The sequence below is a fragment of the Janthinobacterium kumbetense genome, assembly GCF_023703445.1.
Lineage (GTDB): Bacteria > Pseudomonadota > Gammaproteobacteria > Burkholderiales > Burkholderiaceae_D > Janthinobacterium > Janthinobacterium kumbetense.
Genome location: NZ_JAMQGR010000001.1, coordinates 1 through 21,573, shown reverse-complemented (window position 1 = coordinate 21,573; position 21,573 = coordinate 1). Strand labels below are relative to the sequence as shown.

Here is a 21,573-nt window from a genome sequence, read left to right as displayed (position 1 = left end):
AGGATCACCCATGTACATCGGAGAAATCGCCCGCCTGGCGGGCACCTCGCCCAAGGCCTTGCGCCACTATGAAGCGCTGGGCTTGCTGGGCGACGTGCGCCGCGCCGGCGCCTACCGCGTCTACACGCAGCAAGACCTGGCGCAAGTCAAACTCATACGCCAGGCACAGGCGCTGGGCTTCCGCCTGGCCGAACTGCTGCCCATCCTGGCCGGCGACGATACGGACTGGGCCGCCCTGTCGCAGCACATCGCCGCCAAGCGCACGCAGATACAGCAGGATATCGCCCGCCTGCGCCAGCTCGATGCGCAACTGGCCGACATCGACACGGAAATCCACGACTGCCTGGCGCACCAATACCTTCAAGCGGCCGCTTGACTCTGCCCCCAGGGGCAGGCTTTAGCATGCAAGCTCTTCTTTAACGGACAGCCTGCACCATGACCAAGACGACACCCAAGCGCATTTTGATACTCCTCGGCCACCCGTCGGGCGACAGCTTTTGCGCCGCCCTGGCCGAGGCCTATGCCGCCACGGCCCGCAGCGCGGGCCACACCGCGCGCGAACTGCGCCTGGGCCAGCTGGACTTCGATCCCATCCTGCACGAAGGCTACCGCCAGGTGCAGCCGCTGGAAGCGGACTTGCTGGCCGCGCAGGAAGCCATCAGCTGGGCCGAACACCTGGTGTTCGCCTACCCGATCTGGTGGGGCGGCGCGCCAGCCCTGCTGAAAGGCTTCGTCGACCGCGTCTTCCTGCCCGGCTACGCTTTCAAGTACCGCCCCGGCAAGGCTTTCCCGGCGCAATTGCTGAAGGGCCGCACGGCCCAGCTGCTGGTGACGATGGACACGCCGCCCTGGTATTTCCGCTGGGTCTACCGCATGCCCGGCATCCACCAGTTGCGCAAGACGACGCTGGAATTTTGCGGCATCAAGCCCGTCAGGGTGGCCAGCTTCGGCCCCCTCCTCGATTCCACCGAGCCGCAGCGCGCGCGCTGGCTGGCCCAGGCACAGGCGCTGGCCCGGCGCCTGTAAGTTGCTTGCCATGCAGCCATCTTGCATACGGTTTTGACAAGCTGGTAATCAAGCCGTCATATTCCAAGGCTACCATGATGATATTGCCTGTTTGTCAGTCGCCTTGCCGTCGCGACAACAAGGGTCCGCTCGTCATGTAAAGGTAGCCGCTGTGGAGTTCAACGCTTCTCGATTGCATCTTCCCCGTTATCGCACGTCCGTGGCGTTTGATCTGTGCATTCCCACGGAATCCGTGCAGGCCGACGCCAGCAATTTCGCCGTGCTGGAATTGTTCACGGAACGGCGCGACATGATGAGCTTGCCCGTCACGGAGCAGCAGAAGCCCATCGGTTTGATCAGCCGCAACATCTTCATGTCGCAGATGTCCAAGCCCTTTTATCACGAGGTGTACGGCAAGAAGAGCTGCATCGCCTTCATGGACAAGGAGCCGCTGATCGTCGATGGCGCCATGAGCATCGAAGACCTCACCTTCCGCGCCGTGGAAGCGGGTGAGAAGGCGCTGGCCGACGGCTTCATCATCACAGAGGATGGTGCGCTGGCCGGCGTGGGCTTCGGCTTGCAGCTGATGAACGTGGTCGCCACCATGCAGGCGGAAAAGAACCGGCAAATCATGCACAGCATCGATTACGCCAGCGTGATCCAGCGCGCCCTGCTGCGCACCTCCGATGCGGAATTGCGCGCCACCCTGCCCGACGCGCACCTGGAATGGCAGCCGCGCGACGTGGTCGGCGGCGATTTTTACTTCTTCGAGCGCCACGCGGGCGGCTGGTTTGCCGCCATCGCCGACTGCACCGGGCACGGCGTGCCGGGCGCCTTCATGACCCTGATCGCCTCGTCGGCCCTGAGCCAGGCCTTGCGCGAGCTGGGGCCGCACGATCCGGCCGCCCTGATCGGCGCCGTCAGCCGCGCCATCAAGACCCTGCTGGGCCAGGACGGCGCCAGCAGCGGCGAAGCCACGGGCCACGCCGGCTCGAACGACGGCATGGATTGCGCCTTCCTGTGCTACGACACGGCCAGCGCCAGCCTGCGTTTCGCGGGGGCGAAACTGGCGCTGCACGTGGTCGCGCCGGGCGAAGAGGCCGTGCGCGCCATCGATGGCGCGCGCATGGGCGTGGGCTATGTCGACACGCCGGCCGGCTACTGCTGGCACAACGAGATGCTGGACATTCCCGCCGGCAGCCTGCTGTTCCTCACCACCGACGGCCTGCTCGACCAGATCGGCGGCGCGCGCGACATCGCCTACGGCAAGCGGCGCATGCGCGAACAGCTGCTGGCGCAGCGCGATGCGCCCGCCGGCGACGTGGCGGCGGCGCTGCTGCAGGACAGCGCGGCATGGCAAGGCAAGCAGCCGCGCCGCGACGACCTGACCTTTTTCTGTTTTCGCCTGTAGTTGGGCGCCATCGAGCCACCTTATCAACAAGAAACCGGGTCACCGGCTAGCCAGGAGCACGGACGTGCTGTACGAAGAATTCAACGAGTTTTGGGATGTGGCGCGCAAGCGCAACATCATCTTTTTTTACGTGGGCTATTTCTCGCAGCACGTGGTCAGCGCCATTTCCGAAACCATCAAGGCGCGCCTGGACACGGCCGGCGCGGCCGGGCCCACGCGGCGGCGCATCTTTTCCTCGTTCATCGAGATGTCGCAAAACATCATGCACTATTCCGCCGACAGCCTGACGCCCGATGCGCAGCTGGACCAGCAGATGCGGCGCGGCTCGTTCTGCATCGGCACGCGCGGCGACAGCTTTTTCCTCCTGTGCGCCAACCCCGTCTCGACGGACAACGTGGCGCAGATCCGCGCCCGGCTGGAGCCGCTGCACACCATGACGATGGAAGAAATCCGCCTGGCCTACAAGAAGGCCCTGCGCGAGGAAGCGCCGGCCGACAGCAAGGGCGCGGGCCTGGGTTTTCTGACCATGGCGCGCGACGCCAGCGAACCGCTGGAATTCGAATTCGTCCAGGATCCCCAGGAGCCGGGCCACACCATCTTCTGCATCAAAGCCATCATTTGAAAGAGCCGACTCAGGAAAGCATATGCAATTACCGTCACCACTGTTCATCGCCGCGACCCCGAGTTCGCCCGAAATCGACTTCCGTTTCGAGCAGCACACCCTGTCGATCAAGGGCGAGTCGTATCCGGAAAACGCAGCCGCCTTCTATGGCCCGCTGATCGCCGCCGTGCGCGCCTACCTGGAAGGCTGCCGCGAAAGCGCCATCACCGTCAACGTCTCGCTGGCCTATTTCAACAGCTCCAGCACGAAGATGCTGTTTACCCTGTTCGACACCCTGAACCAGGCGGCCGTCGATGGCAACCAGGTGCGCCTGAACTGGTATCACGACGAGGACGACGACACCATCCTGGAATTCGGCCAGGAGCTGCAGCAGGACTTTACGGCGCTGGACTTCCACGACCATCCCGTGCAGGGCAGCTAGGGCATGCGCGCCGCCATCTCCGAGTCCGACCTGGAGCCCGACCTGTTCACCGTGGAAGCGGCGGCGCTGGCTGCCGCGCGCCGCATGCACGCCGATACTCACGCCAGCGGCGAGGCGCAGCGGCGCGTGCTCGGTGAACTGATCAATCACTACGAACGGCTGATGCGCGAGACGCGGCGCCTGATTGGCCGCAGCGACCGCGCCGAGCGCGACATGCATCTGCTGAACCGCCAATTGCAAACCCTGGCCGGCCAGCTCGAATACCGCGCCACGCACGACCCACTGACGGGCGCCCTGAACCGCGGCGCCGTGATCGACCACGCCTCGCGCTGCCTGGCGCAGGGCGACATGGCGCTGATCGTGCTCGACATCGACTTGTTCAAGCAGGTCAACGACGATTTCGGCCACCCGGCCGGCGACGGCGTGATCCAGGCCGTGGTGGACTGCCTGAAGGCACTGCTGGGACAGGAAACGGCCATCGGCCGGGTCGGCGGCGAAGAGTTTTCCGTGGTCTGGCCCACTTCCTCGCGCGACGACGCGGCGCAGGTGGCGCAGCGCATCTGCGAGAGCGTCGGCCGCCAGCGCCATGCGGCGCCCATCACGCGCGCCATCACCGTCAGCGTGGGCCTGAGCTGGAACCGCGCCGGCACGGCATTTGAAACGGCCTACAGCCACGCGGACCAGGCCCTGTACCAGGCCAAGCGCGAAGGACGCAATTGCGTGCGCCAGTGGCTGGAAAGCTGAAGCGGCCCTTAGCGGATATGTTCGCGCGCCATGCTGCCGTCGCGGCGCATGGCCGCCGCCGCCCGCTGCATGGCCAAGGCCTGCGCCTCGGGCAACTGCCTGTTGCAGGCGAGGTAAGTCTGCACGCGGTTGAAGGTCAGCAGCGGCACCACCTTGCCCTCCCACTCCTTGCCGGCAAACGGCTTGCTTCCCACCGCCATGCCGACGGCCCACAGGTCGATGCGTCCGAGCAGCAGCTTTTGCGGATTGAGCCACTCCTGCGTCACGGGCGCCACGTTCAGGCCGCGCTGGCGCAGGAAATCGTCGCGCGCGTCGCCCAGCACCGTGCCGATCACCAGGCCGCGCGCATCATCGAGCGTGCGCAGCGCCAAATGCCGTTCGGCCAGGCCGTAGAGTATCCATTCCGCTTCGTTCAGGGGCCCGATCCAGCGAAATTGCGCTTCGCGCTCCTGCGTGCGGCTGGTGGAAAAGATGCAGGTGTCGGCTTCGCGCAGCGCCTGCGCATACGCGCGCTTCCACGGCAGCAGTTCGATGCTGTAGGAAAGACCGGCGCGCGCCATGATGTCGCGCACCTTGAGCGTTTCACGTCCGACGACGACATTGCCTTCCATCATGCTCGACGGCGGCAAATGCTCGCCGACGATGCGCACGTCCACCGCCGCGGCCAGCGCCGGCATCAGCAGCGCCACTGCCAGCAGCCACGCCATGCTTGCTTGTTTCATGCTTGCTTTCATCTGCCACAGGGGATACAAGCCGATGTTACCATCGGCTCACCCTGGCATCGTTGCATATTATCAATAACACCACTTATTTACCGCAACGTGACAACAGGCCAACGCCGGGACGATCACCGTGCAGGGGGAAAGAAGAATAACTGGCGGAAAACAGTAGGAGTCGAACCTACGGGAGAACGTCTGACGCCCTCCACCGGGTTTGAAGCCCGGCCACATCACCGGATGAGTGTGCTTTCCGCGGTGCCTGAGCTAGTACTTAGCTGTTGGGCAAGGCCGCGGTGTAGGACCACAGCGCTTGCGGGCGCAATAGATGCCCATTGCCAACACGGCGAGTATAACCGACGCGGTCAAAGAATTCCAAGACCTGGATCGCCCGCTTGCGGCCCAGGCCGCTGGCGTCGCGGAACGTGGCCGCGCCCACGGCGCCATTGCCCGCTGGCAAGCCTGCATCCTCTTCCGCCTTGTGCGCCAGTTGCCGCACCAGTTGCGCCAGCTCGGCCAGCGCCGCCTGATGATAAAACAGGTCGTGCACGACCTGGCTGATCTGCCCTGCCTTGGCCAGTTTGCGCAACAGCCGGCGCGTTTCATCCTCGGCCAGGCCGAAGCCGCGCGCCAGGTCGCGCGTCCACGGCGGATCGGCACGCCCCTGCTCCAGGGCGGCCAGCAAGGGTTCGGCCATGGCCTGCTCCTGCGGCGTCAGTTCCACGCTGTGCGTCGGCAAATGCAGACTGGCGCCGCGCGCCAGGATCTCGCCGCGCGCCAGCAAGCCTTCGACCAGGTGGCTCCACAAGGCGTCTTCCATCTCGGCGTCGACGATGCGTTTCAGGCGCCACAGTTCCGGTCCCGCCTCGTCGGGTGCGCGCGCGTGGAAGACGTCCAGGGCTGCCAGCACGCGCGTTTCCAGCGCCAGCAACGCATCCGGCGCCAGCAGCAGGGCGTCGCCGGCGCGCAGGGCGATGCGCCGCGTGTCGGGCGGCAGCGCGAGGGCTCCCGCCGGCAGCAGGGACAGGCGCACCAGCAGCGATACACGCAGCCCCAGCGGACTTTGCGCCAGCAGGGCCGCATAGTCGCCGTGCGCGACGAACGCGGCCAGCGCATCGAGCCAGGCCAGCCGGGCCGGGCTGCGCCGCTTGCGCGCGGGGCCGAACGGATCGAGCACCATGCCGCCGCCCACCGTCTGGGTCGCTTGCGCATTGCGCACGACGAAGCGGTCGCCCGGCACGCCGTGCATGGGCGCATCGAACACCAGCTGTACTCTGCCCGTCTGCCCCGGCGACAGGGTCTCGCCATCGAGCATGACGGCGCGCGCCAGCTGGTGCGCCGCGCCCAGGTGCACGTGCAGCGGCGACCAGGCTTTCAGCTGCACGCCCGCGTCGGGCAGCAGGGTCAGTTCCACGTCGAGGCGTTCGGAACACTGCGCCAGCTCGGGCGCGACGATCCAGTTGCCCCGCTCGATGCGCTCGCGGTCGATGCCGGCCAGGTTCAGCGCCAGGCGCTGGCCCGCCGTGCCCGTCTCGGCGGCGCGGTTCTGCGCATGGATGCTGCGCACCCGCGCTTGCGCGCCGCCGGGCGCCAGCTGCAGCATGTCGCCCACGCGCGCGCATCCCGCCAGCGCCGTGCCGGTGACGATGGTGCCCTGCCCCGACAAGGTGAACACGCGGTCCACGCCGAGGCGGAACAAGCGCCGCTCGTCGCGTTGCGGCAAGCTGCGTGCCACCTGCGTCAGGTGCGCCAGCAAGGCGGCCACGCCGGCATCGCCGTCGCGATTGGCGGCGGTGGGGAAAATCGGGCTGCCCGCCAGCGGCGTGCCGGCCAGCAGTGCCTCGATGTCCGCTTCCACCTGCGCCACGCGGGCGCTGTCGGCGCGGTCGACCTTCGTCAGCGCCACGGCGCCGCGCGTCACGCCCAGCAGCTGCAAGATGGCCAGGTGCTCGTGCGTCTGCGGCATGACGCCATCGTCGGCGGCCACCACGAGCAAGGCGAAATCGATGCCCGTCACGCCGGAAGCCATGGTGCGGATGAATTTTTCGTGGCCCGGCACGTCGATCACGCCCAGCACCGTGCCGTCCGCCAGCGGCAGGTAGGCGTAGCCGAGTTCAATCGAGATGCCGCGCGCCTGCTCTTCCTTCAGGCGGTCCGTGTGCACGCCCGTCAGCGCGCGCGTGAGCGTCGTCTTGCCATGGTCGATATGGCCCGCGGTGCCGACGATCATGCGGACAACTCGGCGAGCTGCGCGACGAAGGCCGTCTCGTGCGCCGCTTCCAGGCAGCGCAAATCGAGCCACAGGGTGTCTTGCCCGATGCGCCCGATCACGGGGCACGGCAAGGCGCGCAGCCGCTGCTCCAGCGCGCCCAGGGGATTGCTCAGACGCGAGCCTGGCGCGCTGCGGATCGCCAGGCCAAAGCTGGGCAGCTGGTCGACGGGCAAGGCGCCGCTGCCGATCTGGCTGGTCATCGCTTCGGCCGTGACTGCGTACGCGGCGCCCAGCGCCCCTTGCAGCAGCGGCTGCAGTATCTCCGCCTGCGCGCGCATGGCGGCGGCGGGACGCGTCAGCAAGCGCAAGGTGGTCAGCCGTTCGGCCAGCAAGTCCGGCGCGCGGTACAGCCGCAGCACGGGCTCCAGAGCGGCCAGGGTCAGCTTGCCGACCCGCAGCGCGCGTTTCAGGGGGTTGCGCTTGATCTTCGCGATCAGGTCGGCGCGCCCGACAATGACGCCGCATTGCGGCCCGCCCAGCAGTTTGTCGCCGCTGAAGGTCACCAGGTCGGCGCCCGCTGCTATGGTTTCGCGCACCGTCGTTTCATGCGGCAGACCGTATTGTGCCAGGTCAACCAGGGTGCCGCTGCCCAGGTCCACGGCCGTCGGCACGCCGTGTTGTGCCGCCAGCGGCACCAGTTCGTCGAGTTCCACGCTTTTCGTGAAGCCGGTAATGGCGTAATTGCTGCAATGGACCTTCATCAAGAGGGCCGTATCCGCATTCACGCCATTCGCGTAATCGGCCAGGTGGGTGCGGTTGGTGCTGCCCACTTCGCGCAGCACGGCGCCCGCGCGCGTCATCACGTCGGGGATGCGGAAGGCGCCGCCGATTTCCACCAGCTCCCCGCGCGACACCACCACCTCCTTGCCCTGCGCCAGGGTGTTCAACATCAGCAGCACGGCGGCCGCATTGTTGTTGACGATGGTGGCCGCTTCGGCGCCCGTCAGTTCGCGCAGCAATTCCTCGACCAGGTCGTCGCGGTCGCCCCGCTTGCCCGTGTCCAGGTCGAATTCCAGGTTCATCGGCCACTGCAACGCTTCCACCACGGCTTGCACGGCGGTGTCGGGCAGCAGCGCGCGGCCCAGATTCGTGTGCAGCACGGTGCCCGTCAGGTTGAAGACGGCGCGCAGCTGCGAACGCGATTGCGCCTGCAGCCGTTCGGCCATCTGCACGGCGACGGCGGCGATCGATGCGCCCTCTTCGCAGACTGCGCCCGCCAGCATGGCCGTGCGCAGTTCGGCCAGCACGGCGCGCGCGCAGGCCAGGGTTTGCGCGCGACCGTAATGCGCAATCAGGGCCAGGCAAGCCGCGTCGCCCAGGATACGGTCTACCGATGGCAGGCGCACGGTTTGCCCCGTCGTCATGCTGGCTGGCCCTCGCTGCTGTCGCCCTTCCCCAGCCACAGCAGCGGATTGCCGCTGGCGCGCTGGTAGCCCGCTTCGCCCACCAGCAGGTCGAGCATCAGGCTGGCCAGGTCGTCGGCCAGGGGCTCGACGTTGTAATCGTGTTCCTGGTTGAAGACCTTGCGGTAGGTATGGCAATCGTCGCAGGTTTCCGCGCGCGCCACCTTCTTCGGATCATTCGCCTTGTTCGGCAATTTGTCGTCCTTTGCCGTCACGGGGTCGAACGGCGCCGCGTCAGCCGCGTCCAGGCCCTGGTAAGCGATCTTGCCATTCTGTTCGCAGGTCGAACACTTCACGCGCACCATATGCCATTCGCTTTCGCAAATGCCGCAGTGCAGATAGCGGTAGCCCTGCGACCCGCCGCCGATGCGGATCACGCTGGCGACGGGGTGCGAACCGCAGACGGGGCACAGGGTGCCCGTTTCCAGGTCCGGCACGCGCGCGGCGCGCAGTTCGCTGGCCGACACCGACCATAAAATTTGCAGTGCGGCCGCGACGAACGGCGCATGCATGGGGTTCAGGTTATCGCCGTTTTCATCGAGTACGGCGTCGGCGCAGGCGTCCAGCGCCGGCGCATCGAGCGCGCGCAGCTGGGCCAGCACCTGCGTCAGGCCGCCGGACAGGGCCGGCTGGCTTGCCGCCGTGGCGGCCAGTTCATCGAGCAGGCTGGCGAAGATGTCGCGCCAGACGGGCGGGCGGGCGCCGTTGACGGGCAGCACCGGCATGCGGTGCTGCATCGCGCGGCGCAGCGCGTCCGGGTCGGCGGCAGGCACGGCGCCGGGCGCCAGTTTTCCCACCACGGCGGCCTGCGCGTCGGCCAGCGCGGCCATCAGCACCAGATAACCCTGCATGCCCGCGTCGACGGGGATGCCCTTGATGTTTCCCTGCGCCAGTTCGCGCAGGCGCGAGGCGCGCGCCTTGAACAGGCTGTCAGGCTGCGGCAGCAGCAGGCGCGGAATCGCGTTGTGGTCCAGGCCTTCGATTTCGCCTGGCTGAAGAATGCGTTGTACCAATGGAGTTCCCATCAAAAAAGGGGATGTAAAAGTATTTTAATCGATACAGTCATCGCAAGCCGCAAAGGAAAACAGGGGTCAGACCCGGCGGGTCTGACCCCTGCTCTTGCACTTGGGCTGATTAAGCAAAAAACGGTCAGTCTTTGCCGTTGCGCATCACCGCCTCGAACCACTTCGGGTGGTGCTTGCGCGCCCAGCCGTAGGTGACGGTGCCGCGCACCATGGCGCCGATCGAGCCCTTGACCCACAGGGCCGCATAGATGTGCACGATGATGGCGCAGATGATGCCGAACGCGCACACGGCGTGCAGCAAGGCGGCCGCGCGGATGACGGGAATCGGGAAGTAGAACGCGAAGTACGCGCGCCAGATCACGATGCCCGACAGCAACAATCCCGCCATGCAGGCCAGCAGCACGAAGAACAGGATCTTCTGGCCGGCATTGTATTTGCCGATCTTCGGAAGCTTTTCTTCGCGGTTGTTGAGCACGTCGTCCATCTGTTTCAGCCACTGCTTGTCGCCGTCCTCGAACTTGTTGTGGTGCCAGAAGCGCACCACCAGGATCGCGAACGAGACGAACATCACCAGGCCGGCAAACGGATGCAGGATGCGCGTCCATTGCCCGCCGCCGAACAGGTTCGCCAGCCACGCCATCGAGGGATGGAACATGGCCAGGCCGGACAGGGCCAGCATGACGAAGGTGATGGCGGTCACCCAGTGATTCGTGCGCTCGTTCGGGTCGTAGCGCTGGATCAGCGGGTTGCCATCCTTGTCGCGCAGCTTGCCATCATGCAGATCACTGTGGCTCATGGTCTTCCTCCCGGATGCGTTTGGCCTCTTCCAGCGCCTCGTGCTCTTCGTCCTTGCTCACTTCGTTCGGACCGACACGCGTGTAATGGAAGAAGCCAGCCAGCGCCGTGGCGGCCATGCCGGCCACCGCGAGCGGCTTGGACCAGCCCTTCCAGAAGCCCACCATCGGGCTGATGCGCGGACGTTCCGGCAAGTTCGAATACAGCTTCGGCTTGTCGGCATGGTGCAGCACGTACATTACGTGCGTGCCGCCCACGCCCAGCGGGTCGTACAGGCCCGCATTCTCGAAACCGCGCGACTTCAGGTCGACGATGCGCTCTTCCGCATGCACCTTCATGTCTTCCTTGGTGCCGAAGACGATGGCGCCCGTCGGGCACGTTTTCACGCAAGCCGGTTCCTGGCCCACGGCCACCCGGTCCGAGCAGAGCGTGCACTTGTAGGCGCGGTCGTCCTTTTTCGAAATGCGGGGCACGTCGAAAGGACAGCCGGCCACGCAATAGCCGCAGCCGATGCAGTTTTCCTGATGGAAATCCACGATGCCGTTCGTGTATTGCACGATAGCGCCCGGCGCCGGACAGGCTTTCAGGCAGCCCGGGTCCTCGCAGTGCATGCAGCCATCCTTGCGGATCAGCCACTCGAGGTTGCCGTCGTTGTTTTCGTGTTCGGCAAAACGCATCACCGTCCACGATTGCGGCGTCAGGTCCGTCGGATTGTCATAGGTGCCATGGTTTTCGCCGACTTCGTCACGCAAGTCGTTCCATTCCATGCACGCCGTCTGGCAAGCCTTGCAGCCGATGCATTTCGACACATCGATCAGCTTGGCCACGGTGCCCGTCACCGGGCTGCGCGCTTGCGGCGGCGTTACCGTGGTAGCCGACAGGCGCCGGATATCTAAGGATTGCAGTGCCATTATTGAGCTCCCATCATGCTTTTTCCACCTTCACGAGGAAGGACTTGAATTCCGGCGTTTGCGAATTCGCATCCCCCACGCCCGGCGTCAGGGTATTGATCAGATACCCCGGCTTGGCCACGCCCGTAAAGCCCCAGTGCAGTGGCAGGCCCACGGTATGCACCGGCTTGCCCTCGATCATCAAAGCCTTGATGCGCTTGGTGACGACGGCCTTGGCGATGATGTGACCCCGCTTGGAACTGACGCGCACTTCCCCACCGGCAACGACGCCGATGCTCTTGGCCAGTTCTTCGCCGATTTCGACGAATTGCTGCGGCTGGATGATGGCATTCAGGCGCGCATGCTTGGTCCAGTAATGGAAATGCTCGGTCAGACGGTAGCTGGTGGCCACATGCGGGTATTCCTCATGCGTGCCGAACATCTTCCGGTCATCGGCGAACACGCGCGCGGCCGGATTGCTGGTCGCTTGCGGGTTTTTCGGATGCATGGGGTTGTAGCCCAGCGGATTTTCGAACGGCTCGTAATGCTCGGGGAACGGCCCCTCGGCCATGGCGCCGCGTGCAAAGAAGCGTGCCACGCCCTCGCCCAGCATGATGAACGGACCCATGCCGTTTTCCGGCGGTTCGTCGACCTTGAAGTCGGGAATATCGGCCCCGCTCCAGTTCGTGCCATTCCACTCGATCAACTTGCGCGTCGGGTCGAAAGCCTTGCCCTTCAAGTCGCACGAAGCGCGGTTGTACAGCACGCGGCGGTTCGCCGGCCACGCCCAGGCCCAGCCCAGGGTCTGGCCGATGCCGGTCGGGTCGCTATTGTCGCGCCGTCCCATCTGGTTACCCGCCTGCGTCCAGCTGCCGGCGAAGATCCAGCAACCGCTGGTGGTCGTGCCATCGTCGCGCAATTGCGCGAACGAGGCCAGCTGCTCGCCCTTCTTCACCAGCAGCTTGGTCGGATCTTTCGGATCGTACAAGTCGGCCAGCGCCTTGCCATTGAATTCGCGGGCAATTTCTTCCGGCTGCGGGTTATGCGGCTGCGCATAATTCCACGTCAGGTTGACGATAGGGTCGGGGAACTTGCCGCCTTCTTTCTTGTACATGTTGCGCATGCGCAAGAACAGGCCCGACATGATCTCCAGGTCGCTGCGCGCCTGGCCCGGCGGTTCGGCCGCCTGCCAGTGCCACTGCAGCACGCGCGAGGAGCTCACCAGCGAACCGCGCTCTTCGGCGAAGCAGCTGGTCGGCAGGCGGAACACTTCCGTCATGATCTTGGTGGGATCGACTTCGTGGTATTGGCCGTGCGCCTTCCAGAATTCGCCCGTTTCCACGGCCAGCGGATCCATGATGACGAGGAACTTCAGCTTCGACAGCGCTTCCGTGACCTTCTGCTTGTTCGGCGCGGACGCCAGCACATTGAAGCCCTGGCAGATATAGCCCGTCATCTTGCCTTGGTGCATGTTCTCGATGGCTTGCATCAAGTCATACGGCTTGTCGAGTTTCGGCAGGTAGTCGAAGGCGTAGTTATTTTCCGCCGTGGCAAAGTCGCCCCACCACGTCTTCATGAAGCTGACGTGGAATTTGCGGTAATTGCTCCAGTAGCTGAGCTGGTTAGGCCGCAGCGGCTTGGTGGCGCGCGCGGCGATATAGCCGTCGAAATCCTGCTCGGACTCGTTCGGCAAGGTCATGTAGCCTGGCAACAGGTTCGACATCAGGCCCAGATCGGTCAGACCCTGGATGTTCGAGTGGCCGCGCAAGGCGTTCATGCCGCCGCCCGCGATACCCATATTACCCAGCAGCAACTGCACCATGGCGCCCGTGCGGATGGTTTGCGCGCCCGTCGAGTGGTGCGTCCAGCCCAGCGCGTACAGGATGGTGCCGGCGCGTCCCGGCACAGCGGTCGAAGCCAAGGCTTCCGCCACCTTGTGGAACTTGTCGGCCGACACGCCGCACGTACGCTCGACCATCTCGGTCGTGTAGCGCGCGTAGTGCTTCTTCATCATCTGGTAGACGCAGCGCGGGTGTTCCAGGGTCGGGTCGACCTTGGCATAGCCATCGTCGCCGATCTCGTAATCCCAGGTGGCCTTGTTGGTGTACTTGCCTTTTTCTTTGTCGAAACCCGAAAACAGGCCGTCCTCGAACGCATAGTCTTCGCGCACGATGAAGGGCATGTCCGTGTAGTTGCGCACGTACTCATGCTGGATCTTGTCGTTCGTCAGCAGATAATTGATGATCGCGCCGAGGAAGACGATGTCCGTGCCGGTACGCGTGGCGCAGTAGTAATCTGCCACGGATGCGGTACGGGTAAAACGCGGATCGACAACGATCAGCTTGGCCTTGTTATGCGCCTTCGCTTCCGTTACCCATTTGAATCCGCAAGGATGTGCTTCTGCTGCATTGCCGCCCATGACCAAAATCACATCGGCATTCTTGATATCGACCCAATGATTCGTCATCGCGCCACGGCCAAACGTCGGGGCAAGACCTGCCACCGTCGGTCCGTGTCATACACGCGCCTGATTATCAAAGGTCAGCATCCCCATGCTGCGCACTGTCTTGTGGGTCAGATACCCCACCTCGTTGCTGCCGGCGGACGCGGCAAGCATGCCGGTGGAGAGCCAGCGGTTGACGGTCTTGCCGTCGGCATTCTTTTCGATCAGGTTGGCGTCGCGGTCATCCTTCATCAGGCGCGCGATCTTGTCGAGCGCCACATCCCAGGAGATCGGTTGCCATTCCGTGCCGCCCGGTGCGCGGTACTCGGGCACTTTCAGGCGGTTCGGGCTGTGGATGAAGTCGACCAGGCTGGCGCCTTTCGGGCACAAGGTGCCGCGGTTCACCGGGTGATCGGCATCGCCTTCCACGTGGATGATGCTGGAGACGGCGTTTTTCGCGCCGTCGCCCAGTCCATACAGCAGGACGCCACATCCTACCGAACAGTAGGGACAGGTATTGCGTGTCTCGGTGGTGCGAGACAGCTTGTATTGCCGCACTTCCGCCATCGCCTGGCCCGGTGCGAAACCGAGCAGGGCGAGGCTGGAACCAGCAATGGTCGCGCCAGTTACCCGAAGGAACTGGCGCCTGGACATCTGAACCATATTCAGGCCTCTATGATGTGAGTAAATAAAAAGTCATACGGCGTCGTGGTAGTGTCATATCACCAAGATATAAGCACCATGCCTGTGCCGTATGACAGTATTTTACCCCTCAAACTCCGACAAGGCTTAGTCCGCTGGAAAAAATTGCCTTTAGTCAATATTAATTTGACGATACCGAACGTTCCCTCTAAACAATGCCAGCCTGCCCGGCACGCTTGCACATCGCTACCCACCCACGAAAAAAAACCCGCTCGCGAGCGGGTTTTTGGGGACGCGGCCGAACTAACAGGCCAAATTACAGGCTGTAGCGCAAGGTCAGCGCCACATTACGCGGCGCGCCCGGCAAGCTCAGGTTCGGGCTGGAACCGTGGCCCGACACGATGTAGCGCGTGTCGCCGATATTGTTGACGTTCAGCTGCACTTCATAGCGGCCCGTGCGGTACGCGGCCATGGCGTCGGCCGTCACATAGCCTGGCAGCACCACCGTGTTGCCCGGATTGGCGAAACGGCTGCCGACGGCGTTCGCGCCGCCGCCCACCGTGAAGCCGTGGCCCAGGTCTTTCGTCAGCCACAGGTTGGCCGTATTGCGCGAAGTCAAGGTGGCGCGCTTGCCCTTGACCGGCACTTCTCTGGCGACGGTGCCGCCCGGCACATTGACGCTCTTGTCCTTGGCGATGGAATCGGTGATGGTGGCGTCCAGGTAAGCGTAGCCGGCCATCATTTTCCAGCCATCGTGCAAGTCCGCGTTGAAGGTCAGTTCCAGGCCATCCGTGCGCTGCGTGCCGACGGGCACGATGCGGTTCGTGATCGGGTCGCTGGTCTTGATATTGTCGCGCTCCAGGCGGAACAGCGACACGGTGGCGTTGGCGCGGCCGCCCCACAGGTCATACTTGGCGCCCACTTCCGTGTTGCGCGTGGTTTCCGGCGCCAGGTCGGCATTGTTGGCGGCCAGGGCGAAGTTCTCGCCGCTCGGCTGGAACGAGCGGCTCCACGACGCGTAGTACGATTGCACGGCGCTCGGTTGCCAGACGAGGCCGGCGCGGGGACTGTAGGCCGAATCCGTGCGCGACAAATCCGCCGTCGTCACACCAAGCGCATTGGCCAGGCGCGACTGCTGCTTGTAGCGGTCGTAGCGCAAGCCGGCCAGCGCCTTCCACTCGTCGCTGAAGCTGATGGCGTCCTGCACGTAAGCGGCGGCCGTGTCGTAGGTACCGAAGGTATCACTGCGCGCGCCCAGTTTGCTGCGATCGACGACGGGCAGAACAGGATTGAAGATCGACACGGGCTTCGCAGGTGTCGTTACAGCGATGGCGGCCCAACTGTTGGCATCCTTGTTTTGCTTGCCGAATTCGGCGCCGTACAGCACTTCGTGGCGCATGGTGCCCGTGACCAGTTTTTGCGTCAGTTCCGTCTGGTTGAACCAGCCGCTCTCGTCGCGGTTGAGCTTGGCGTGAGCCAGGCTCATCGTGCCCTTGACTTCGTTGACGTTGCCGGAAATATTCGTGTTGTTGCGGTCCAGGTGATAGTCGTAGTAACGGAAGGCATTGCGCAGCGACAAGCTATCGCTGAATTTGTGCGTCAGGGTAGCGGCCGTGGACACCACGCGCGACTGGCTGAAGTCAGCATCGCGGGCGTTGGCGGCGCCGTAATACGTGCCCGCATCGACGGCGACGGGACGGCCGTGGTAGGACGGGATGCCGAAGTCCGTCAGGCGGCGGTCTTCCAGGTAATCGCCCTGCAGCAGCAGCTTGGTGGCGCTGGAGAGGCGGATAGCCACGGACGGCGCCAGCGCCGTGCGGTTGATGAATTGCTGGTCGCGGTAGCTGTCCGACAATTCGCGCGCGCCCGTGACACGCCAGTCCACCGTCTCGCCGACACGGCCCACGTCGACTTCGCCGCGGCGCCCTGCTGTGTTCGTCAAGCTCAGGGCCACATCCGCGATATCCACGCCCGGCTTCTTCGTGATGCGGTTCACCAGGCCGCCCGAGGAGCCGCGGCCGTACAGCACGGCGGCCGGTCCCTTGATCACTTCCAGGCGCTCCACGTTCGACAGGTCGCGGAAATACAGCGCATCATCGCGGAAGCCGTCGACGAACTGGTCGCCGATGGCAGTGAAGCCGCGGATGAACACCTGGTCGCGCTGGCCGTCGCCCGTGGACAAGCCCACGCCGGGGATGTTCTTCATGATGTCCTGGATCGACATGGCGTTCTGGTCGCGGATGACGGCGGCCGGCACCACGTTGATCGTTTGCGGCACGTCGCGCAAGGCCATTTCCGTCTTGGTGCCGCTGGCGGAGGTGGCGGCCACGTAGCCATCCTTGTCCTTCGACGCCGTCACGGTGACGGCGGGCAAGCTTTCCTGTGCCCAGGCCGCCAGTGGGGTGGCGCCCAAGGTCAAGGCGCCCAGTACGGCGATGGTGATCGGTTTACATCCTGGCTTGCGCTGTTGCTGCATACAATTCCCTGGTCGAAGTTTTAATACGAATGATTATCATTAGTATTTTATCAGCCAGCGATGGGAAAAGTAAGGATGAATGTAAGTGATAGTACTTATTAACTAGGTACTTGACGTAAAAAAGCAACAGGAAATCAATATCAAAAAATAATTAAAATTGCCGCCAGAAACTATTTCCCTGCGTCAATGCTATACTTGCGGCTTGCTGGGCAGCGGTCAGCCTGACCGATATGCCCCTTGCTTTACCTCCATCGCCACGCTCAGCGTGGCGCGCCGCACAGCCATCACGCGGCACCCGAAGACCCCGATCCCCTGCGCCTTGCGGCGCCTGTCCGCCCCTGCTGGCGGCGGCGATCATGACTATTAAACTGTTAGGAATTACATGAAAAACCTGAACATCGGCAGCCGCCTTGGCGTCGGCTTTGCTGTCGTATTGCTGTTGCTTGCCGCCTTGACCATCACCGCCCTCGTGCGCATGCAAACGGCCAGCGACCTGACTTACCGCCTCATCAATACCAGCATCAAGAACCAGCGCATGGTGGCCGAATGGTCGAAGATCATTGAACTCAACAGCGTGCGCGGCGTCGCCTCGTTCGAGATCACCGATCCGGTCGTGCGCGCCAAGATCGAGGAAGACTTGAAGGTCGATGCGGAGCGTTCCAGCAAGCTGCAGGACGACATCATCGCATCCTTGCTCAACCCGGCCGTGATCGAGCAGTTCAAGGTGGTGCGCAAGGTGCGCACCGACTACGTGACGACGCGCGCACGCGCCTTCAAGATGAAGGCCGACGGCGACGTGGCGGGCGCCAAGATCGTGTTCGACAAGGAAGTCGCGCCCATCACCGTGGCTTACCTGGCCGAAGTGAAGCGCTTTGCCGGCATGCAGATCAAGGCGGCCGACGGCGTCGGCGCCAGCATCATCGAAGCTTACAGCGGCACCCGCATCTTCCTGATCACCATGGGCGTGCTGGCCGTGCTGATGGGCATCGGCTTTGCCTGGTGGATCACGCGCTCGATCACCGGCCCCATCCGCGCCGCCGTGAAAGTGGCGGAAACCGTGGCAGCGGGCGACTTGAGCAGCGTCATCACAGCCCAGGGCCGCGATGAAACAGGGCAGCTGATGCATGCCCTGAAAACCATGAACGATAGCCTCGTCGGCATCGTCGGCCAGGTGCGCAGCGGCACCGACACCATCGCCACGGCCTCCGCGGAAATCGCCGCCGGCAACCAGGACCTGTCGTCGCGCACGGAACAGCAAGCCAGTTCGCTGGAAGAAACGGCCTCGTCGATGGAAGAACTGACCTCGACCGTCAAGCAAAACGCGGACAATGCGCGCCAGGCGAATAAACTGGCTGGCGACGCGGCCGGCATCGCCAGCCGCGGCGGCGCCGTGGTGGCCGAAGTGGTCGCTACCATGAGCGAGATCAATACCTCGTCGAAGAAAATCGTCGATATTATCTCGGTCATCGATGGCATCGCCTTCCAGACCAACATCCTGGCCTTGAACGCGGCCGTGGAAGCGGCGCGCGCCGGCGAACAGGGTCGCGGCTTTGCCGTGGTTGCCACGGAAGTGCGCAACCTGGCGCAGCGCTCGGCAGCGGCGGCAAAAGAAATCAAGGGCTTGATCGACGACTCCGTGCAAAAAGTCGACGTGGGCACGGACCTGGTCGACAAGGCCGGCAAGACGATGGAAGAAATCGTGCAAAGCATCGGCTTCGTCACGTCCATCATGAGCGAGATCAGCAACGCCAGCGAAGAACAGAGCGCGGGCATCGAGCAAGTCAACCAGGCCATTTCCGAAATGGACCAGGTAACGCAGCAGAATGCAGCCCTGGTGGAAGAAGCCTCGGCGGCGGCCGAAGCGATGCAGGAACAGGCGAGCGAACTGGCGCAGGTGGTCAGCGTCTTCCGCCTGGACGCCAATGCAGCCGCGACCGACCGTTTCAGCACCAAGGCGGCGCAACGCAGCGCGCCGGCAGCGCCAGCAGCCGCACCGGCTCGCAAGGCTACGGCCCCCGCCCTGCGCCTGCCCGCGACGCGCGCCAGCAGCAAGGCAACAAGCCCGGCCGAAGGCGAGTGGGAAGAGTTTTAAATCCGCTTCTGCAAGCCGTGCGGCATCACGCCGCGCGGGCTTGCGCTTGGGTGATCAGTGCCGCCAGCTCGCGCGGCGCGGATTGCCCCAGAAATTCCAGCGCCAGCGCTTCCGGATCAATGGCGGCGTCCACGGGCATGCCATGCTCGAAGCCGCCCACCATGATGCGGCAGAAATACGGCGACTCCGCCCGCGTTTCCACATACCAGCAACCCGCATGGCCTTGCACGAAATATTCGCCGATAAAGTAGCCGAGCATGGTTTTTACCCACTGCCAGCTCTCGTCGCGAATGACGATGGTGCGCATGGCCGCATCGATGTACGGCAGGTATTCGGCCGCGTTCGTCAACACTTCGTGCGCCGGCTGGATGCCCAGGCGCTCGACGAAATTCACCAGCGAAGCGCCCAGCGCGTCATAGTAGGCGTCAAAAGCCGTTTGGCTTTGTTGCAATAATTGTTCTTGTTCGTTCGACAGCATTCACACTCCACAGACATTCAGCAATCCAATATTTTACGCCACGCCCACATCCACCCCGGCCCGCTGCAGCAAGGCCTCGTTGCGGGCGGACAGATGCGTCACCTGCAGATGCTTGCCTGCCCTGTCATAGCGCTCATACAGCGATTCGATGGCGGCGATGGCCGAGTGGTCGGCCATGTGCAGGTGGCGGCAGTCGAGGATGACGCGGGCCGGGTCCGACGCTGCCTGGAACAGTTCCTGGAAATGCGTGGTGGAAGCAAAAAACAGGGTGCCATGCGGCAAGTAGACGCGCATGCCTTGCGTGCTGTCATCGATGTCGGCACGCATGTCGCGCGCATGTTGCCAGGCAAAATTCAAGGCGGCGATGACGATGCCGCACAGCACGGCCATCGCCAGGTCCGTGAATACCGTGATCACCGTCACGGCGACGATCACCAGCGCATCCTGCAACGGCACCTTGCCCAGCACGCGCAAGGAACCCCAGGCAAACGTCTGCTGCGCCACGACGAACATCACGCCCACGAGGGCCGCCAGCGGGATGCGCTCGATCAGCGGCGACAGGAACAGGATGAACAGCAAGATCATCACGCCGGCCGTCACGCCCGACAGGCGCGAGCGGCCGCCGGAACTCAGGTTGATCATCGTCTGCCCGATCATGGCGCAGCCGCCCATGCCGCCAAACAGGCCCGAGACGACGTTCGATGCGCCGAGGGCGATGCATTCGCGGTTCGGCTGCCCCCGCGTTTCTGTTATCTCATCCGTGAGATTAAAAGTGAGCAAGGTTTCCAGCAAGCCCACCATGGCCATCAGCGCCGCATACGGAAAAATGATGTACAAGGTGGCCATGTCCAGCGGCACGGCAGGCCAATGCAGGGCCGGCAAGCCGCCGGCGATATGCGCGAGGTCGCCCAGGGTGCGCGTGGGCAGGTGCAAAACATGGCTGAGCACGCCCACGCCCAGAATGGCCACCAGCGCCGGCGGCACGGCTTTTGTCAGGCGCGGCAGCACGTACACGATGGCCATGGTGAGCAGCACCAGGCCACCCATCACGAGCAAGGGCGTGCCTTGCAGCCAGGCTTCGCCCTGCGGCGTGGCCTGGCGGAAGTGTTCCAGCTGGGACATGGCGATGACGATGGCCAGGCCATTCACAAAACCCAGCATCACGGGATGGGGCACCATGCGAATCAGCTTGCCCAGACGCAAGATGCCGAATAACGCCATCAAGATACCGCCGAGCACCACGGTAGCCAGCAGGTATTGCACGCCGTGTTGCGCCACCAGCGCCACGATGACGACGACCATGGAGCCGGCGGCGCCCGAAATCATGCCCGGACGTCCGCCAAAGATGGCCGTCATGGCGCAGATGATGAAGGCGCCATACAGGCCCATCAGGGGATTGAGCTGCGCCACCAGGGCAAAGGCGATGCATTCTGGCACCAGGGCAAATGACGTGGTCAAGCCCGCCAAAACGTTTTTTTGCAGGTTCGAGTACCACTCATCCCGAAAAGTTGTGTTGATCATTGATGCGTATCCAAAGTCGGAACAGGAAAATGCCGGCCGGATGGAGAATAATCAGGCGCGGCCATGCCAGCGGGCGTCACAGAAACGCGGCGCTGAGGTCGAACGAAACAGGAAAGTCGTCAGTGACTACATCGGTATGGCGGAAAGGGGGAGTTTCATCAAGGCGCCAGGCGGCGCGGCTGAGCTTGCCGGCATTATACAAGATGCGCCGCCGGCAAAAGTCTGGCCAAAGCGCAGACAAAAAAAATAGCCCACTCGAAAGTGGGCTATTTTTTTCATCTGGAGGCGAGGACGGGAATCGAACCCGTCTAAACGGCTTTGCAGGCCGCTGCATAACCTCTTTGCTACCTCGCCAGAGGAACTGCTTGGATGCGCCTTGCGGCCCACCTTGAAAACTGGAGCGGGAGAAGAGTCTCGAACTCTCGACCTCAACCTTGGCAAGGTTGCGCTCTACCAACTGAGCTACTCCCGCATTGGAGCTTGGTTACCGCATAATCGCGCCGCGCATGGCGGCGGATAAAAAAAGGAAGCCAGCTTAGCTTCCCTTTAGAATTCTGGAGCGGGAGAAGAGTCTCGAACTCTCGACCTCAACCTTGGCAAGGTTGCGCTCTACCAAC

Annotated in this window: 18 protein-coding genes and 3 tRNA genes; 8 read left to right on the top strand and 13 right to left on the bottom strand. The window is 63.8% G+C overall.

Annotated elements, in window-relative coordinates:
* The first annotated feature begins 10 nt into the window (after window positions 1-10).
* The 6 genes from NCG91_RS00105 to NCG91_RS00080 all read left to right on the top strand — a co-directional run bounded on the left by NCG91_RS00105 (window position 11) and on the right by NCG91_RS00080 (window position 4,203).
* Window positions 11-376 (top strand): MerR family transcriptional regulator, encoded by a 366-nt coding sequence (locus NCG91_RS00105; protein WP_099667280.1) that lies wholly within the window; start codon window positions 11-13, stop codon window positions 374-376.
* Between the two features lie 59 nt (window positions 377-435).
* Window positions 436-1,026 (top strand): NAD(P)H-dependent oxidoreductase, encoded by a 591-nt coding sequence (locus tag NCG91_RS00100; RefSeq protein ID WP_251348082.1) that lies wholly within the window; start codon window positions 436-438, stop codon window positions 1,024-1,026.
* Between the two features lie 172 nt (window positions 1,027-1,198).
* Window positions 1,199-2,416: a SpoIIE family protein phosphatase gene (locus tag NCG91_RS00095; protein ID WP_218965312.1), complete on the top strand. Its 1,218-nt coding sequence runs from the start codon at window positions 1,199-1,201 to the stop codon at window positions 2,414-2,416.
* 64 nt (window positions 2,417-2,480) lie between these two features.
* A complete protein-coding gene (locus NCG91_RS00090; RefSeq protein WP_071076508.1) occupies window positions 2,481-3,038 on the top strand; it encodes a SiaB family protein kinase in 558 nt (185 codons plus the stop codon).
* A gap of 22 nt (window positions 3,039-3,060) precedes the next feature.
* Window positions 3,061-3,459, top strand: a complete 399-nt coding sequence (locus tag NCG91_RS00085) for a DUF1987 domain-containing protein (protein ID WP_077406607.1) — start codon at window positions 3,061-3,063, stop codon at window positions 3,457-3,459.
* Window positions 3,460-3,462: 3 nt separating this feature from the next.
* The gene (locus NCG91_RS00080; protein ID WP_251348081.1) at window positions 3,463-4,203 is read left to right on the top strand and encodes a GGDEF domain-containing protein; all 741 of its coding nucleotides are present in this window, start codon (window positions 3,463-3,465) and stop codon (window positions 4,201-4,203) included.
* 8 nt (window positions 4,204-4,211) lie between these two features.
* Here the strand turns inward: NCG91_RS00080 and NCG91_RS00075 are convergent, their stop codons facing one another.
* The 9 genes from NCG91_RS00075 to NCG91_RS00035 form a co-directional block, all read right to left on the bottom strand.
* Window positions 4,212-4,925: a substrate-binding periplasmic protein gene (locus NCG91_RS00075; RefSeq protein WP_251348080.1), complete on the bottom strand. Its 714-nt coding sequence runs from the start codon at window positions 4,923-4,925 to the stop codon at window positions 4,212-4,214.
* 153 nt (window positions 4,926-5,078) lie between these two features.
* Window positions 5,079-5,174, bottom strand: a tRNA-Sec gene (locus NCG91_RS00070).
* 19 nt (window positions 5,175-5,193) lie between these two features.
* A complete protein-coding gene (selB, locus tag NCG91_RS00065; protein WP_251348079.1) occupies window positions 5,194-7,149 on the bottom strand; it encodes a selenocysteine-specific translation elongation factor in 1,956 nt (651 codons plus the stop codon).
* Window positions 7,146-8,555 (bottom strand): L-seryl-tRNA(Sec) selenium transferase, encoded by a 1,410-nt coding sequence (gene selA, locus NCG91_RS00060; protein WP_251348078.1) that lies wholly within the window; start codon window positions 8,553-8,555, stop codon window positions 7,146-7,148. The genes selB and selA overlap by 4 nt, the downstream gene beginning before the upstream one ends.
* Entirely contained in the window at window positions 8,552-9,619 is a 1,068-nt protein-coding gene (gene fdhE, locus NCG91_RS00055) for a formate dehydrogenase accessory protein FdhE (protein ID WP_251348077.1), read from the bottom strand. Before fdhE ends, selA begins: the two co-directional genes overlap by 4 nt.
* 124 nt (window positions 9,620-9,743) lie before the next feature.
* Window positions 9,744-10,415 carry a formate dehydrogenase subunit gamma gene (locus NCG91_RS00050; protein ID WP_099667273.1) on the bottom strand — a complete coding sequence of 224 codons (672 nt, stop codon included), beginning with the start codon at window positions 10,413-10,415 and terminating at the stop codon, window positions 9,744-9,746.
* On the bottom strand, window positions 10,402-11,325 hold the full coding sequence (gene fdxH / locus NCG91_RS00045; protein WP_034779207.1) for a formate dehydrogenase subunit beta: 924 nt from the start codon (window positions 11,323-11,325) through the stop codon (window positions 10,402-10,404). Before fdxH ends, NCG91_RS00050 begins: the two co-directional genes overlap by 14 nt.
* A gap of 13 nt (window positions 11,326-11,338) precedes the next feature.
* Window positions 11,339-14,410, bottom strand: coding sequence for a formate dehydrogenase-N subunit alpha (gene fdnG / locus NCG91_RS00040; RefSeq protein ID WP_251348076.1), 3,072 nt, complete (start codon window positions 14,408-14,410; stop codon window positions 11,339-11,341).
* Window positions 14,411-14,705: 295 nt separating this feature from the next.
* Window positions 14,706-16,865, bottom strand: coding sequence for a TonB-dependent receptor (locus NCG91_RS00035; protein ID WP_251348075.1), 2,160 nt, complete (start codon window positions 16,863-16,865; stop codon window positions 14,706-14,708).
* Window positions 16,866-17,247: 382 nt separating this feature from the next.
* Between NCG91_RS00035 and NCG91_RS00030 the strand changes: the two genes are divergently transcribed.
* A complete protein-coding gene (locus tag NCG91_RS00030) occupies window positions 17,248-18,957 on the top strand; it encodes a methyl-accepting chemotaxis protein (protein ID WP_251348074.1) in 1,710 nt (569 codons plus the stop codon).
* A 25-nt stretch (window positions 18,958-18,982) separates the two neighbouring features.
* On the opposite strand, the gene NCG91_RS00025 is transcribed toward NCG91_RS00030, so the two are convergent.
* Both NCG91_RS00025 and NCG91_RS00020 read right to left on the bottom strand, forming a co-directional pair.
* Window positions 18,983-19,435, bottom strand: coding sequence for a hypothetical protein (locus NCG91_RS00025; RefSeq protein ID WP_251348073.1), 453 nt, complete (start codon window positions 19,433-19,435; stop codon window positions 18,983-18,985).
* Window positions 19,436-19,468: 33 nt separating this feature from the next.
* Complete coding sequence (locus NCG91_RS00020; RefSeq protein ID WP_251348072.1) at window positions 19,469-20,956, bottom strand: SulP family inorganic anion transporter; 1,488 nt, start codon at window positions 20,954-20,956, stop codon at window positions 19,469-19,471.
* Here NCG91_RS00020 and NCG91_RS00015 point away from each other — a divergent pair.
* Complete coding sequence (locus NCG91_RS00015) at window positions 20,946-21,206, top strand: hypothetical protein (protein WP_251348071.1); 261 nt, start codon at window positions 20,946-20,948, stop codon at window positions 21,204-21,206. The two genes, NCG91_RS00020 and NCG91_RS00015, sit on opposite strands and share 11 nt — an antisense overlap.
* Before the next feature lie 30 nt (window positions 21,207-21,236).
* On the opposite strand, the gene NCG91_RS00010 is transcribed toward NCG91_RS00015, so the two are convergent.
* A tRNA-Cys gene (locus tag NCG91_RS00010) sits at window positions 21,237-21,310 on the bottom strand.
* A gap of 42 nt (window positions 21,311-21,352) precedes the next feature.
* A tRNA-Gly gene (locus NCG91_RS00005) sits at window positions 21,353-21,428 on the bottom strand.
* Window positions 21,429-21,573 lie beyond the last annotated feature (145 nt).